This is a genomic window from Streptomyces sp. NPDC000941 (genome assembly GCF_053599555.1).
Genome location: NZ_JBSFMM010000256.1, coordinates 1 through 15,135, shown reverse-complemented (window position 1 = coordinate 15,135; position 15,135 = coordinate 1). Strand labels below are relative to the sequence as shown.

Sequence of the window (15,135 nt, the reverse complement as noted above, 5' to 3'; positions counted from 1 at the left end):
CCCCGTTGCACCAGAACATCAAGAAGTACCTGCTCAAGACGGGCAACACCGCCGGCACGATCAGGATCTCGAGCAAACTCGGCACCGGCGCCTGCCACCAGCCGCGGTGGCGGGCGCCGGGGACGACGGTGGCCACGTGGCGCTCTTCAGCGATGGTGGTCGGCGCGGGTGGCGCGTCGGTAGGTCGCCGTGATCCGCGCGAGTTCTTCCGGGGACCGGGCGTCCCCCGTGCGCTGCATCTCCCGGTTGGCGGCGACGACCGCGGCGGTGGCCTCCCGGCGCGCCTTCTCATAGGCGGCCAGCCCCCAGGGAAAGTCCAGAGCAAGTTGCTCGGCCAGCACCCGGGCGTCGACGATGGCCTGCGACGCCCCGTTGGCCCCGACCGGGTACATGGGGTGCGCGGCGTCGCCGAGCAGGGTGACCCGCCCCTCGCCCCAGGTCGGCAGGGGGTCGCGGTCGACCATCGGGTATTCGAGGATCGCCGGGCTGTCGCCGATCAGCGCGGGTACGTCGAGCCGGCCCAGGTCCCAGGAGCCGAAGTGCTGCAACACCTCCTCGGCCCGGCCAGGGGTGTTCCAGTTGGCGTCGCCGGGCAGTGGCCCGGGCTCGGCCACCGGCACCAGGGCCACCCAGTTGATCAAGGACGGGCCGATCGGATAGGCGACCAGTTCGACGTTGCCCGCGCCGCGTGCGATCACCGACGAGCGGCCGCCGAGGAACGGCCTGGCCTCGGCCGCCCCGCGCCACATCCGCACCCCCGACCACAGCAGCGGGCCCTGGTCCGGGTGCAGCCGCGCGCGCACCGCCGAGTGCAGACCGTCCGCGCCGACCAGGACCGCCGCCTCGATCTCGGCCCCGGGCACCCGGACCCGGACCGCGTCGGCGTCCTGCTCGAAGCCCAGCAGCCGGGTGCCGGTGCGTACGGCGTGCGGGCCGAGCCGGTCGCGTACGGCGGCCAGCAGCAGTGACTGCAGCCGGCCGCGGTGCACGGAGTACTGCGGCCACCGGTAGCCACCGGCGAGCCCGCGCTCCTCGGTGTAGAGCACCTTCCCGAACTGGTCGCAGTACACGTTCTCGGCGGTGGCGACCGAGATCCGGGCGAGGTCGTCGCCGAGGCCGAGCGCGGTCAGCTCCCCCACGGCGTGCGGCAGCAGATTGATGCCCAGGCCCAGGGGGCGCAGCTCGCGGACGGCCTCGATCACGGTGGCCTCGAACCCCGCGGCGTGCAGGCTCAGGGCGGCGGTCAGCCCGCCGATGCCGGCCCCCGCGATCAGCACCCGCACGGTCAGTCCCTGATCTCGGGCCGGTCTATGATCCGCAGCCAGCTGCCGTCGGGCTGCCGCCGTACGACCTGGACCCGCCCGCCGGTGTTGTCGGCCGGCCGGGTCGAGGTGACGGCGAGGTCGCCGTTGCGGACGGTCGGCAGCGTCGGTTCCTGTTCGAAGCGCGGAACCTGCGCCAGCATCTGCTCGAACACCGCCCGGATCGCCTCGCGGCCGACGGTCTGGGACCCGGGCGGGAAGGCGAGCACGGCATCGGGTTCGTACAGCTCGGCAAGGCCTTCGACGTCACCGGCGTTGGCCCGCTCCACGAACAGGCGGGTGACGTCTTCGGGCTCGGTGGCGCGCTCGCGCGCGGTGGTCCGGTCGGTCATGGCTGCTCCTGCTCTCCCACATTCTGTCTCTTGCTGACACCTCCACTCTGCGACCCGGCGATCTAGAAGTCCAAGAGCTGGTTGTGCTGCCCACCAGAAGCAATCGTTATAGCATCGGCCGTTATGGAACTCCGGCAGCTCGAATACTTCGTGGCCGTGGTGGAGGAGGCCAACTTCACCAGGGCGGCGGAGCGGCTTCATGTGGCCCAGCCCGGTGTCAGCGCGCAGATCAAACGCCTTGAGCACGAGCTCGGGCAGGAACTGCTCGACCGCTCGGGGCGCTCGGTGCGGCCGACCGAGGTGGGCGCGGCGGTCCTGCCCTACGCGCGGGCCGCGCTCTCGGCGGTGTCCGGGGTGCGGCTCGCCGTGGAGGAGCTGACCGGGCTGGTCCGCGGGCATGTCGCCATCGGCACGGTGACCTCCCACAATGTCGATCTGCCCACACTGCTGGCCGAGTTCCACGAGGACCACCCGGCCGTGGAGATCACCCTCACCACGGACAGCTCCGACGGGCTCGTCGACGCGCTGCGCGGCGGCCGGCTGGACGCGGCCATCATCGCCTACGGCACCACGCCGCCACCGGGCCTCGAGCTCCACGTCGTCACTCAGGACACCATCGTCGCGGCCGTCAGCCGGGACCACGAACTGGCGAAGCGGTCGACGATCCCGCTCGACGCCCTGCGCGACCGGGTGCTGATCGCCCTGCCCCGGGGCGCGGGCATCCGCTCGCTGCTCGACGAGGCCTGCGCCACGGCTGGTTTCACCCCGCATATCGCCTTCGAGGCCGGCACCCCCGCGGTGCTCGCCGAGCTGGCGGCGCGCGGCCTGGGCATCGCGATCGTGCCCTCGGGCGTCGTGCGGCGGCGCGAGGATCTGTGTGCCCTCACCATCACCCGCCCCGCGCTGCGCGGCGCCCTCGCGTTCGCCTGGCGCGCCGAGGGCCCCGTCAGCCCCGCCGCGCGCGCCCTGATCGGGCGCGCCCGGCAACTCATCGGGCAGGCTTAGGGCAGGGTTGGAGCAGGGTCAGGGCAGCTGCATGACCGCCTGCACCGGCAGGTGGTCGCTGGGGAACTGGCCGTCCCGGGAGTAGGGGTTGATGGCCGCGTAGTGGGTGCGCACGGTCGGCGAGGTGAGGATCCAGTCGATCCGGTCGCCGTCCGGGACCAGCGGCCGGTAGCCGTGGAAGGTCGCGTACTGCGCGCTGCGCCGCTCGGCCGCGTCCCAGGAGTCGACGAGGGTGCCGCCGCCCAGCATCGCGTCGTAGACCGGGTTGCCATGGGCGGCGACGTTGAAGTCGCCGGTGACGATGCGGGGAAGGGCCGCGTCGAGGCCACCGAGCCGCTCGGCGATCAGGGCGGCGGCGCGCTCGCGGGCGGGCTGGCTGCGGTGGTCGAGGTGGGTGTTGAGGGCGTAGAACTGCCCGCCGGTATGCAGATCATGGAAGCGGACCCAGGTGACCATACGGACCACCGCCCCGCCCCAGGTGTTGGATCCGATCACATACGGGGTGTCGGACAGCCAGAAGTGGTCGTACTCAAGCGGTTCGAGCCGGTTGGTGTCATAGAAGACGGCCATGAACTCATCACGGCTGCCGCCCGCTCTTCCCGTGCCCAGCCAGTCGTAGCGCAGCCCCGACCGGTTGGCATCGTGGGCGATATCGCGCAGCTGGCCGTACAGCCCCTCCTGGGTGCCCAGCAGTTGGGGCGCCTCGCGGCGCAGCAGCTCCCGCATGGCGGGGCGGCGCTGCGCCCAGGAGTTGGGCTCGGTGTCGGAGGCGAAGCGGAGGTTGAAGGTCATGACGCGCAGCCGCGCGTCGCGCTCCGGGCCGGAGTCGGCCTCGGCGGCGCCCTCGGACTGGACGACGAGTGGCATGGCAAGGGCCGCGGCGGCCGCGGCGCGCATACCGTGGCGACGGCTGAACACAGGTGCGGGCATGGCTCCTCCGTAAGATCCGGCGATGGCCTCGAGTCTCGGGCCTCGCGGTGTGGGCGAAGTGACCTGCGGTGACCGTGGTTCGAAACGTAGAACTACCCGCGGATGGCCGCCGGGCCACCCCTCGCGCCTCTCCTTGTGGTGAATTCCGCGTGGCGAATTCCTCGCGGTGATCTGTCATGGAGGAGGCCGAGCCGGGCAGGCGCCCTCGGGTCCGATCACGTTTCGATCAAACGACTCGACCAAAAGGCGCCAGGAGACTCAGTGCAGCAGGAGACCCCCACACGCACGCAACCGCCGCCGGCCGCCGCTCCGCCCCGAGAGGGCGGAGCCCCCAGCCGCGTCCGCGACCCGTACTTCGACAACGCGAAGTACCTCACCATCGTGCTGGTGGCCTGCGGCCATGCCTGGGAACCGCTCACCTACGGCAGCCGGTCCGTCACCGCGGTGTATCTCACGGTGTACGCCTTCCATATGCCGGCCTTCGCGCTGATATCCGGTTATTTCTCGCGCGGTTTCGACCTGGGACCGGGGCGGGTGCGGCGGCTCCTCACCGGAGTCGCGGTGCCGTACATCGTCTTCGAGGTCGCGTACACCCTCTTCTACCGCTGGGCGCAGGACGACCCGGGCTATCCGATCAGCCTGCTCGACCCCTGGTATGTGATGTGGTTCCTGGTCGCGCTGTTCATCTGGCGGCTCACCACACCGCTGTGGCTGGCCCTGCGCCACCCGGTGCCGATCGCGCTGGCCCTGGCCGTGCTCGGCTCGGTCTCACCGGAGGTGGGCGGCGATCTCGCCCTGCAGCGGGTGCTGGCGTTTCTGCCCTGCTTCGTCCTGGGGCTGAAGCTGCGTCCCGAGCACTTCACGCGGCTGCGCACCCGGCGGGTCCGGCTGGCGGCGCTGCCGGTCGGCGTCGGTGCGCTGGTCGCCGCGTACGCGCTGGCGCCACGGATCGACGCCGGGTGGTTCTACCACCGCGGAAGCGTGGCGGGCCGGGGGGTGCCGGACTGGGCCGGGGTGTTCGCCACACCCGCGCTGTTCGCGCTGGCGCTGCTGCTGACGGCCGTCTTCCTGGCCTGGGTGCCGGGGCGGCAGCTGTGGATCACCACGCTCGGCACGGGAACGATGTACGGCTATCTGCTGCACGGCTTTGTGATCAAGTCGTCCCGCTTCTGGGGCTGGTACGACCATCCCTGGCTGCACACCCCCATCGGCGAGCTGACGGTCACGGCCGCCGCGATCGCCATGATCACCTTGCTGTGCACCGCCCCCGTACGGCGCGTCTTCCGCCCCCTGGTCGAACCCCGGATGACCTGGGCATTCCAGCGCACTCATTAGAGTGGGTGATATCCGTGCGAAACAGGCACTGAGGAGGTGCCGACGATGTCCGAAGCGACCACCACCGACCTCTACGAGGTCACGATGGCGATGTCCTATCTGCACGAGGGGATGACCGGTCCGGCCACCTTCAGCCTCTTCGTCCGCGATCTGCCACCCGACCGCGGCTTCCTGATCGGCGCGGGCCTGGAGTCCGCACTGGACTTCCTCTCCGACTTCCGCGTCGGCCCCGACGATGTCGAGGACTTCGCGGCGGTGCTCGGGCGGCCGGTCGACGCGCTGCACCCGCTGCTCGGCCTCGCGTTCACCGGCCAGGTGCGGGCGGTGCCCGAGGGCCGGGTCGTGCTCGCCGGGGAGCCCCTGCTGGAGGTCACCGCGCCGATGCCCGAGGCCCAGCTGGTCGAGACGTACCTGCTCAACCGGCTCAACCATCAGACGGCGATCGCCTCGAAGGCCGCCCGCTGCGTCCTCGCGGCGGCGGGGCGCCCTGTGGTCGACTTCTCACTGCGCCGCACCCATGGGCCCGAGGCCGGTTACCACGCGGCGCGGCTCGGCGGGATGGTGGGATTCGCCGGGACGAGCAATGTGGCGGCCGCCCGCGCCGAGGGGATGCACGCGGTGGGCACGATGGCCCACTCGTTCGTCGAGGCCTTCGACTCGGAGGAGGCCGCCTTCCGGGCCTTCGCCCGGACCCACCCAGGACCGCTGACGCTGCTGGTGGACACGTACGACACCGAGTCGGGAGTCCGCACGGCGGCGCGCGTGCTGCGCGACCTGGACGGGGGCGCCCGGGCCCCGGGCTCGGCCATCCGGCTCGACAGCGGGGACCTCGGCCCGCTGGCCCGGCAGGCGCGCTCCATCCTCGACGCCGCCGGTCTGGAGGGGGTGCGGATCGTGGTCAGCGGCGGTCTGGACGAGTACGCCGTGGAGGATCTGGTGCGCTCCGCGGCGCCCATCGACATCTACGCGGTCGGCACCCGCGTCGGGGTCTCCGCCGACGCCCCGTACCTGGACTCGGCCTACAAGCTGGTCGCGTACGACGGGCGGCCGGTGATGAAGCTCTCCGCGGCGAAGATCACGGCCCCCGGCCCCAAGCAGATCTTCCGCCGCGCCGGGCAGCCGGATGTGATCGGCCTCGCGGACGAGGACCCCGCCCCGTACGGCAGGCCGGTCCTGGAGACGGTGATGCGCGGCGGCGAGCGCACCCGCGAACGCGCCACCCTGGCGGAGAGCCACCAGCGGTTCCTCGCCGACCTGGCGGACCTCCCGCACCCGGCCCGCCGGATCCGCGCCCCCGCCGCCCAGCGGCCCGTCGTCTCCGAGCGCCTGGCCGCGCTCGCCGAGGAGGTGCGCGGCCGCATCGACCGTGAGCTCGGCGCCGTCGCGCGGCCGGGACGCCCCGAACAAGCCGCGTCCGGATCACACCGGACCACCATCAGATGAGACATCAGGTGAGGAGTCGGCCATGCCGCAGACAGTGGAGTGGAAGGTTCACCTCTACCTCTACGAGGACCAGGGAACGACCAAGGCGCGCGTGGTGCTCGATACGCAGGAAACCTCGTTCACCGGCCGGGGCGTCGCCCGGTGCAGCCCCGACGACGCCGATGTGCCGGAGATCGGCGACGAGCTCGCGGCCGGGCGGGCCATGCACGACCTGGGCGAACAGCTGCTGATCGCCGCGGAGCGGGACATCGAGGGCGAGATCGCCACGCACCGGCCACGGATCCGTCCGGCGCCGGGGTGGGCCCTGTAAGCGGCGCGGCGGGGCACCCGCGCCGGGCACCCCGCACCGTCACGCCCTCGCGCCGACCGGGAGACCTCACCCCCACCGCGTGGAGTAGCCCCGGTACCCGCGACGGCCCGGCCGGATGAGCAGCGTGGCCAGGAAGCCGAGGAGTCCCGCGCCGATGAGCGCCAGCCCGGGGCCGAAGCTCTGTGCGTACGCGACGACACCGGCGAGCGACGAGGTGTCGCCCTGGGTGCCCGGGATGATCGGGCCCACCTGGCTGCCCTGACCACCCGCACCGCCAGCTCCGCCCGCTCCGCCCTGGGCGGCCGGGTCCGAGCCGTTGTTCGGGGCGGTGGACGCCGTACCCGCCGCCTCCCCGTCGCTCGCCGGGGCGTTCGGGAGGGACACGCCGAGGGCGGTCAGCGCCTTGGTCACCGGCTGGAAGAAGGTCACTCCTCCGCTGGTGCAGTCGCCGGTGCCGCCGGAGGTCACCCCGAGCGCCACGTTCTGGGCGAAGAGCGGGCCCCCGCTGTCGCCCGGCTCGGCGCACACATTGGTCTGGATGAGCCCGCTGACGGTGCCCTCGGGGTAGTTCACCGTCGCGTTCAGCGCGGTCACCGAGCCGGTGCGCAGCCCCGAGGTGCTGCCGCTGCGGAACACCTTCTGGCCGACGACCGGGTCGGCGGCTCCGGTGATCCGTACGGTCTGCCCGTTGCCGATGTTCAGCACGCTGCTCTGGTCCAGCGAGGTGTTCTGGTACTGCACCAAGGAGAAGTCGCTGCCGGGGAAGTCGCTTCTGACCGTCGTGCCGACGGTGGTGTTCCCCTGCGTGTCCGCGAACCACGCGGTGCCGTTCGGACCACAGTGGCCCGCGGTCAGGATGAACCCGGCCTGGCCGTTGGTGACGTTGAAACCGGCCGAGCAGCGCCCGCCCTGGGTGAAGATCGGCTCGGCGCCCAGGGTCCGGGTGGTGAAGGAGCCGGTGGTCCGCTCCATGCGCACCTCGCCGCCGATCCCCGAGGCCACGCCCTTCATCCGTGACCACTGGTCGGCGGAGACGCTGCTGTCGCCGAGCACCACCACCTCGTTGGACATGGCGTCCACCGCCCACGCGGTCCCGGCCACCCGGGGCCCATCCCGCAGCGTCTCGGTCGCCGAGCGCAGCTGCCGCATGCTGTAGCGCACCTGCTTGGCCCGCGCGCCCGCCTGGTTGACCTGGTCCGCCGCCTCCGCGTCGGTCACCGCGACCACCGCCCGCCCGTCGGAGCCGATCCAGCTGCCCGCCGTACGGGAGGTGCCGAGCTTGTCCACCAGGGTCCTCGCCAGCTCGGCGTCCCGGGTGTCTCTCGCCCCGAGGACCCGGGTGGGATCGCCGCCGGACCCGTTGGCGGGCGATCCGTCCGCCGCGGCCTGAGAGACCATCACGCCGCCGCACACCACTGCCCCGATGGCCACGAGGCGTGCGACACGGTGCGCCCTGCGCCGCGTGTGTCCCACCACCCTGCCTCCTTAACGTCGTTCCAGCACGGCGCCGCCCCCGGCCGCGGGGGCCGGGACGGCATAGGCTTCACCTTCCATACGGACCACGGCGCCGTTTCGCTCACCCGAGACGTCAAGTGACGCGGAAATCCCGATCGGGCGGCCTACGATCGTGAGAATGAACAGCGCAGAGGTCCTGGCCGACGCCTTCGGCCGCGTTCAGGAGACGGTTCACGAAGCGGTGAAGGGGCTGACGGTGGACCAGCTGGCCACCCGCCTCGACGACAAGGCCAACAGCGTCGCCTGGCTGGTGTGGCACCTGACACGGGTTCAGGACGACCATGTCTCCGAGGTCGCGGCGACCGAAGAGGTCTGGACCGAGCAGGGCTGGTACGAACGGTTCGAACTGCCGTTCTCGGCGGCGGCGACGGGCTACGGGCACCGGGCCAAGGACGTGGCCGCCCTCCGGGTGCCCCCGAAGCTGCTCCTCGGGTACCACGACGCCGTCCACGAGCGCACGATCGGCTACGTCCGGGGGCTGCGCGACGCCGATCTGGACGCCGTCGTGGACGAGGCATGGACCCCGCCGGTGACGCTGGGCGTCCGGCTGGTGAGCGTCATCTCCGACGATCTGCAGCACGCCGGGCAGGCAGCCTTCATCCGCGGCGTGCTGCGGCGGCGGTAGCGCGGCGGGGGGGTGACGCGGCGGCGCGTACGCCGGGGCACGGACGTAATCACCGCGATCGGAACACTCCTCACAACCCCTCGGTACCGCCCAACAACCCTTGTACCAGGCGAATACCGACATCACTGTTGCCAGCAGGGATTCACCCCCTGAGGCCCGCGCCGCCACGGGACACCGGCCGCGGCGCGGGCCTCCTCTCCCCCGGCATCAGGAGGACAGTCGTGAGGATCAAGCACCCGGTCCACAGAAGCGGCCAGGCGAGCCGCCCCGCCCGCGCGGCTTCACGTCTGCGGACGGCGGCCCTCATAGCGGGTCTGGCCGCCGTGTTCGCGCTGCTCGCGCCGGGGGCCGCTGCCGCGGACCCCGCGGCGGCGTACAGCGCCTCGGAGCTCAGGGCGGCGAGCGACGCGATGCTCGCCGCGGACGTCGGGGGCACCGCGTGGGCCGTCGACGAGGAAAGCGGCTCGGTCCGCGTCGACGTCGACAGCACCGTCTCGGCCTCCGAGCTCGCCACGCTCAAGAAGGCGGCGGGCCCGAGCAGCGGCGCCCTGCACATCCAGCGCACCCGCGGCAGAATCACCCAGCTGCTCTCCGGCGGGGACCCGATCTACTCGTCCAGCGGCTTCCGCTGCTCGGCGGGGTTCAATGTGCACATCGGGACCTCGTACTACATCCTGACCGCCGGTCACTGCACCAACGGCTATCCGAACTGGTCCGCCAGGCTCGGCGTGCCCATCGGCCCGACGGCCTACTCCAGCTTCCCGGTCAACGACTACGGCTACATCTCGTACACCAACCCGCTGTTGCCGCACCCCAGCAACGTGTACCTCTACAACGGCACCTACCGCGCCATCACCGGGGCCGGCAACGCCTTCGTGGGCATGCTCGTCCAGCGCAGCGGCAGCACCACGGGGCTGCACGGCGGCACCGTCACCGGGCTCAACTACACGGTCAACTACGGCAACGGCAACGTCGTCTACCAGATGATCAGGACCAATGTGTGTGCCGAGCCAGGGGACAGCGGCGGGCCGCTCATCTCCGGCAACACCGCCATCGGCCTGACCTCCGGCGGCTCAGGCAACTGCCAGACCGGCGGCGTCACGTACTTCCAGCCGGTGACCGAAGCGCTCAACAACCACGGGGCGACCATTCCTTAGACCGTGACTCCCGTGCCTGCGGCGGCCGGCCGTCCCTCCCGGGCGGCCGGTCAGCCCGTCCGACGGCCGCCGCCCGGCGAGCTGACGCTCCGCCGGCCACCGCTGGGGGGTGCCCCCTGTCGGCCACCGCCGGGAGGGGGCACCCGGCGCTGGGCCCGGCGGCGCAGCGCCCGGCGCTCCTCCTCACCCGCGCCGCCCCATACGCCGTGGCTCACCCTCATGTTCAGCGCGTACTCCAGGCACTCGTCGCACACCGGGCAGCGGCCGCAGACCCCCTTGGCCCGCGCCTGCTGCTCCTGGGCCGCCGGGCCGGCCACGCCCACGGGAAAGAACAGCTCCGGATCCTCGTCGACGCACGCGGCGTACCGCCACCACTCCATGGCCGCTCCTCCAGCTACTGATCGCCATACGGGCCCGCTCCCGGTCCGGCAGCGGGCGGGCCGGGCGGGCTTGACGGGTGGCGAGTCCCCCATGGCCGGGGCCGCAAACTGCCGTGGAGGCGACGAATCTTCGGGCTGCGGCCGACGCCGTCGTGACGGGGCGTCAGCGGGGCCGCCGCCGCGCTTCAGCCGCCCGGCCGCCCGTACCCGCCGCCTCCCGGCGTGTGGACGACGAGTACGTCCCCCGCCCCGACCTCGGCCGCGTCGCAGCCGCCGAGCCGGTCCACCGAGCCGTCGGCGCGCTCGATCAGGTTCGCGCCGCACGCGCCCGGCTCGCCGCCCGCCATGCCGTACGGAGGCATCCGCCGATGGCCGGTCAGCAGCGCCACGGTCATCGGCTCCAGGAAGCGGATGCGCCGGGTGACGCCGTGGCCGCCGCGCCAGCGGCCGCGGCCGCCGCTGCCGCGCCGCATTTCAAAGGCGTCCACGCGCACCGGGTAGCGCCACTCCAGGACCTCGGGGTCGGTCAGTCGGGAGTTGGTCATATGGGTCTGCACGGCGTCCGCGCCGTCGAAGCCGTCGCCGGCGCCCGAGCCGCTGGCGACGGTCTCGTAGTACTGCACACGGTCATTGCCGAAGGTCACGTTGTTCATCGTGCCGGAGCCCTCGGCCTGCACCGCCAGCGCCGCGTACAGCGCGCCGGTGACGGCCTGTGAGGTCTCCACGTTGCCCGCGACCGTGGCGGCCGGGAAGACGGGCGCGAGCATCGATCCCTCGGGGATGCGGACTTCCAGGGGTTTGAGGCAGCCGCTGTTGAGCGGGATGTCCTCGGCCACCAGCGTCCGGAAGACATAGAGCACCGCCGCCATCACCACCGAGCTCGGCGCGTTGGCGTTGCCCGGCTGCTGCGGTGAGGTGCCGGTGAAGTCCAGCACGGCCCCGCGCGCCGCGCGGTCCACCCGCAGGGCCACCTCGATGACCGCGCCGCTGTCCGTCTCGTAGCGGCACGAACCGTCCTTGAGGTGCAGGACGATACGGCGCACGGACTCCTCGGCGTTGTCCTGCACGTGTCCCATATAGGCGTGTACGACGTCCAGGCCGAACTGCCCGATCATCCGGCGCAGTTCATGGATGCCCTTCTCGTTGGCGGCGATCTGGGCCCGTAGATCGGCGAGGTTGGCGTCGGGGGCGCGGGACGGATACGGGCCGGAGGTCAGCAGCTCGCGGGTCTCGCGCTCGCGCAGCCGGCCGTCCCGTACCAGCAGCCAGTTGTCGAAGAGCACGCCCTCCTCCTCGATCCGGCGGCTGAAGGCGGGCATCGAACCGGGGGTGATGCCGCCGATCTCGGCGTGGTGGCCGCGCGAGGCGACGAGGAACAGCAGCTCCGCCCCCTGCTCGTCGAAGACCGGGGTGACGACGGTGACATCCGGCAGATGGGTGCCGCCGTGGTACGGGTCGTTGATGGCGTACACATCGCCCGGCCGCATCGCGTCCCCGTTGCGCCGCAGCACCTCCTTGATGGACTCGCCCATGGACCCGAGGTGCACCGGGATGTGCGGGGCGTTCGCGATCAGGTTTCCCTCGGCGTCGAACAGGGCGCAGGAGAAGTCCAGCCGCTCCTTGATGTTCACGGAGTGGGCGGTGTTCTCCAGGCGCAGCCCCATCTGCTCGGCGATCGCCATGAAGAGGCTGTTGAACACCTCCAACATCACCGGGTCGACCTCGGTGCCGACCGCCACGGTGCGCGGGCGCGGCCGCACCCGGGTGAGCAGCAGATGGCCGTGCTCGCCGACGGCGGCCCGCCAGCCGGGGTCGACGACGGTGGTGGCGTCCGCCTCGGCGATGATCGCCGGGCCGGTGACGGCGTCGCCGGGGCGCAGCTCGGCGCGCTCGTACAGCAGGGTGGCCCGCCAGGCCCCCTCGGTGAACATCCGCACGGTGGCGGCCGGGCGCCCGCCTGTACGGGCCGGCCGCCCGTCCGCGTACCCGCCCGTGGGCGCGGTGGGGCCCGCCGCGCCGACGGCCTCGACCGACACCGCCTCGGCGACGAGCGGCTTGTCCATGGTGAAGGCGTAGCGCGCGCGATGCGCCCGTACGAACTCCTCGGCCATCGCCTCGGCGGTGTCCAGGGGGACGGGGATGGCGGAGTCGGTTCCCGCGTACCGCAGATGGACCCGGGCCGAGGTGGTCACGGTCTCCTCGGGGACGCCGTCCGCGCGCAGTTCGGCGCGCGTCCGCGTCTCCAGCTTCGCGCAGGTCTCGCGCACCCGCGGCAGGGTGGCGTCGCTCAGCTCCGTCTCGACGGCCTGTTCCCGCATGGCGGTGGCGTCGGCCATGCCGATGCCGTACGCGGAGAGCACGCCCGCGAGCGGCGGCACGATCACGGTGGTCACGCCGAGGGCGTCGGCCACCGCGCATGCGTGCTGGCCGCCCGCGCCGCCGAAGCTGGTGAGGGCGTAGCGGGTGATGTCGTGGCCGCGCTGCACGGAGATCTTCTTGACGGCGTTGGCCATGCCCAGCACCGCGATGTCCAGGAAACCGGCCGCGACCTCCTCCGGTCCGCGCCGGTCGCCCGTCGCCTCCGCGATCCGGCCGGCGAGCGCCGCGAAGCGGGTGCGCACCGTCTCCGCGTCCAGGGGCTGATCGCCGTGGGGGCCGAAGACCGCCGGGAAGTGGCCGGGCTGGACACGGCCGAGCATCACATTCGCATCGGTCACGGTCAGCGGGCCGCCGCGCCGGTAGCAGGCCGGGCCCGGGACGGCCCCGGCGGAGTCGGGCCCCACGCGATAGCGCCGCCCGTCGAAGTGGAGCACCGAGCCGCCGCCCGCCGCGACGGTGTGGATGTTCATCATCGGGGCGCGCATCCGCACCCCCGCCACCTCGGTGCCGAAGACCCGCTCGAACTCGCCCGCATAGTGGGACACATCGGTCGAGGTGCCGCCCATGTCGAAGCCGATGACCCGGTGGTGGCCCGCCTCGCCGGAGGCGCGCACCATGCCGACCACCCCGCCCGCGGGCCCGGACAGCACCGCGTCCTTGCCGCGGAAGTGCGAGGCCTCGCGCAGCCCGCCGTTGGACTGCATGAACATCAGCCGGATGCCGCGCAGCTCGGCGGCCACGTCCTCGACATAGCGGCGCAGGATCGGGGAGAGATACGCGTCGACGACGGTGGTGTCGCCGCGGGACACCAGCTTCATCAGCGGGCTCACCTCGTGTGAGCAGCTGACCTGGGTGAAGCCCAGCTCGCGGGCCACCGCCCCGACGGCCTGCTCATGCGCGGCGTGGCGGTAGCCGTGCACCAGCACGACGGCGGCGCTGCGGAAGCCGTCCCGGTGCGCGGCGCGCAGCGCCTGTGCGGTGGCGTCCAGGTCCAGTTCGCGCACCACGCCGCCGTGGGCGTCCACCCGCTCGGGCACCTCGACGACCCGGCCGTACAGCGCCTCGGGCAGCAGGATCCGGCGGTCGAACAGGCGCGGGCGGTTCTGGTACGCGATGCGCAGGGCGTCCCGGAAGCCTTCGGTGATGACCAGGACGGTCGGCTCGCCTGTACGCTCCAGCAGGGCGTTGGTGGCGACGGTGGTGCCCATCTTGACGACGGCGACGCGGTCCGCCGGGATGGGCTCGTCGGGGGCGAGTCCGAGCGTCAGGCGGATACCGGCGACGGCCGCGTCCCGGTATCGCTCGGGGTGGTGCGAGAGCAGCTTACGGGCCACCAGACGGCCGTCGGGGCGCTTGCCCACGACGTCCGTGAAGGTCCCGCCACGGTCGATCCAGAACTCCCAGCGTCCCGTCGTCACCCCGCCATTGTCGCCCCATTCGCCTGGATGGCCCGGTCGGCCCGGTCGGGCCGGCAGGTGTGGTCGGCGTGGTCGGTGCCGTGGGGTTGGTGGGCGGTCGGTCCGGGGTGATCGCCGCGAGGGCGGCGCGGGTCTCCAGGCGGTCCCGGGCGTCGAGCCGATGGCCGGTGCCCAGGACGGCGTGGCGGCATTCCAGCGCCGCCAGCTTGAGCAGGTCCGGCAGCAGATCGGTGCAGCGGTCGGCGACCCAGCGGGTGCCGCGGGTCGCCATCCACCAGGCGCCGGAGAGCAGCGAGGGCGGCGAGCCGTCGAGCGCCTCGGCGGGCGGATGGCCGGTGGCCAGCCCGTGTGCGGTGAGAGCGGCGTGGAACTCCCGCGCCAGCAACCAGTGTCCGAGCTCGCTCGGATGCAGCCGGTCCACGCTCCACGCCGCCCGCTCCTCGACCCAGGAGTGATCCGCGAGGTGTACGTGCACGGCCTCGTACCGCCGGGACAGCGTGTGCACGACGGTGTTCACGGCGCGCATCCGGCGGGCCAGGGGCCGGGCGAGGGGCGCCGGCAGCCCCAGCATCCGGCCGGGGTCGGGGAGACATGCGGTGAGCACCACGGCGCCGTCGGCGCGCAGCGTGCCGATGACCGCGTCAAGCGCTTCGGCGACCCGCCGGATGTCGAACGCGGCCCGGAGTGTGTCGTTCGCGCCGGCCACGACCGAGGCGAGATGGGGCCGGGCGGCACGGGCGGCGGCCAGCTGCCGGTCGACGAGGTCGGTGGAGAGCGCGCCGCTCCGGGAGACGTTGACGAGCTCCACGGCCCCCGGCCGGGGCGCGAGCCCGCCCGCCAGGTGTACGGCCCAGCCGCGCCACCCGCCGCCGGGCGCGGGGTCGCCCATCCCTTCGCTCAGCGAGTCGCCGAGCGCGGCGAAGCGCAGCACCTGCGGTGAGCAGTCGACGGCGGCCGGGCCCGGCGGCCGCGGCCGCTGCGCGG

The 15,135-nt window shown here is 72.7% G+C and carries 13 protein-coding genes; 6 read left to right on the top strand and 7 right to left on the bottom strand.

Going from position 1 to position 15,135, the window contains the following annotated elements; all coding sequences use genetic code 11:
* Positions 1-146: 146 nt before the first annotated feature.
* Both ACWDSL_RS45965 and ACWDSL_RS45960 read right to left on the bottom strand, forming a co-directional pair.
* Positions 147-1,283: a flavin-dependent oxidoreductase gene (locus ACWDSL_RS45965; protein ID WP_450494756.1), complete on the bottom strand. Its 1,137-nt coding sequence runs from the start codon at positions 1,281-1,283 to the stop codon at positions 147-149.
* A 2-nt stretch (positions 1,284-1,285) separates the two neighbouring features.
* Complete coding sequence (locus ACWDSL_RS45960; RefSeq protein ID WP_450494755.1) at positions 1,286-1,654, bottom strand: YybH family protein; 369 nt, start codon at positions 1,652-1,654, stop codon at positions 1,286-1,288.
* Positions 1,655-1,777: 123 nt separating this feature from the next.
* Here ACWDSL_RS45960 and ACWDSL_RS45955 point away from each other — a divergent pair, with 123 nt between their 5' ends.
* Entirely contained in the window at positions 1,778-2,659 is an 882-nt protein-coding gene (locus ACWDSL_RS45955; protein ID WP_450494754.1) for a LysR family transcriptional regulator, read from the top strand.
* An 18-nt stretch (positions 2,660-2,677) separates the two neighbouring features.
* Here ACWDSL_RS45955 and ACWDSL_RS45950 read toward each other — a convergent pair whose 3' ends face one another.
* Entirely contained in the window at positions 2,678-3,589 is a 912-nt protein-coding gene (locus tag ACWDSL_RS45950) for an endonuclease/exonuclease/phosphatase family protein (RefSeq protein WP_450494752.1), read from the bottom strand.
* Positions 3,590-3,850: 261 nt separating this feature from the next.
* Between ACWDSL_RS45950 and ACWDSL_RS45945 the strand changes: the two genes are divergently transcribed.
* The 3 genes from ACWDSL_RS45945 to ACWDSL_RS45935 are packed head-to-tail and all read left to right on the top strand — an operon-like array spanning position 3,851 to position 6,677.
* The gene (locus ACWDSL_RS45945) at positions 3,851-4,924 is read left to right on the top strand and encodes an acyltransferase family protein (protein WP_450494751.1); all 1,074 of its coding nucleotides are present in this window, start codon (positions 3,851-3,853) and stop codon (positions 4,922-4,924) included.
* A 45-nt stretch (positions 4,925-4,969) separates the two neighbouring features.
* A complete protein-coding gene (locus tag ACWDSL_RS45940; RefSeq protein WP_450494749.1) occupies positions 4,970-6,367 on the top strand; it encodes a nicotinate phosphoribosyltransferase in 1,398 nt (465 codons plus the stop codon).
* Between the two features lie 22 nt (positions 6,368-6,389).
* Positions 6,390-6,677 carry a DUF1876 domain-containing protein gene (locus ACWDSL_RS45935; RefSeq protein WP_450494748.1) on the top strand — a complete coding sequence of 96 codons (288 nt, stop codon included), beginning with the start codon at positions 6,390-6,392 and terminating at the stop codon, positions 6,675-6,677.
* Between the two features lie 66 nt (positions 6,678-6,743).
* On the opposite strand, the gene ACWDSL_RS45930 is transcribed toward ACWDSL_RS45935, so the two are convergent.
* Positions 6,744-8,150, bottom strand: a complete 1,407-nt coding sequence (locus ACWDSL_RS45930) for a S1 family peptidase (protein WP_450494758.1) — start codon at positions 8,148-8,150, stop codon at positions 6,744-6,746.
* A gap of 160 nt (positions 8,151-8,310) precedes the next feature.
* Between ACWDSL_RS45930 and ACWDSL_RS45925 the strand changes: the two genes are divergently transcribed.
* Positions 8,311-8,817 carry a mycothiol transferase gene (locus tag ACWDSL_RS45925; protein ID WP_450494746.1) on the top strand — a complete coding sequence of 169 codons (507 nt, stop codon included), beginning with the start codon at positions 8,311-8,313 and terminating at the stop codon, positions 8,815-8,817.
* A 221-nt stretch (positions 8,818-9,038) separates the two neighbouring features.
* Positions 9,039-9,974 (top strand): S1 family peptidase, encoded by a 936-nt coding sequence (locus ACWDSL_RS45920; RefSeq protein WP_450494745.1) that lies wholly within the window; start codon positions 9,039-9,041, stop codon positions 9,972-9,974.
* 50 nt (positions 9,975-10,024) lie between these two features.
* Here the strand turns inward: ACWDSL_RS45920 and ACWDSL_RS45915 are convergent, their stop codons facing one another.
* From ACWDSL_RS45915 to ACWDSL_RS45905, 3 genes are all read right to left on the bottom strand, one after another.
* Positions 10,025-10,354, bottom strand: coding sequence for a WhiB family transcriptional regulator (locus tag ACWDSL_RS45915; RefSeq protein ID WP_450494743.1), 330 nt, complete (start codon positions 10,352-10,354; stop codon positions 10,025-10,027).
* Positions 10,355-10,539: 185 nt separating this feature from the next.
* A complete protein-coding gene (locus ACWDSL_RS45910) occupies positions 10,540-14,151 on the bottom strand; it encodes a hydantoinase B/oxoprolinase family protein (protein ID WP_450494742.1) in 3,612 nt (1,203 codons plus the stop codon).
* Positions 14,057-15,135: SGNH/GDSL hydrolase family protein (locus tag ACWDSL_RS45905; protein ID WP_450494741.1), on the bottom strand; the 1,079-nt coding region annotated here is incomplete at its 5' end. The genes ACWDSL_RS45905 and ACWDSL_RS45910, both read right to left, overlap by 95 nt.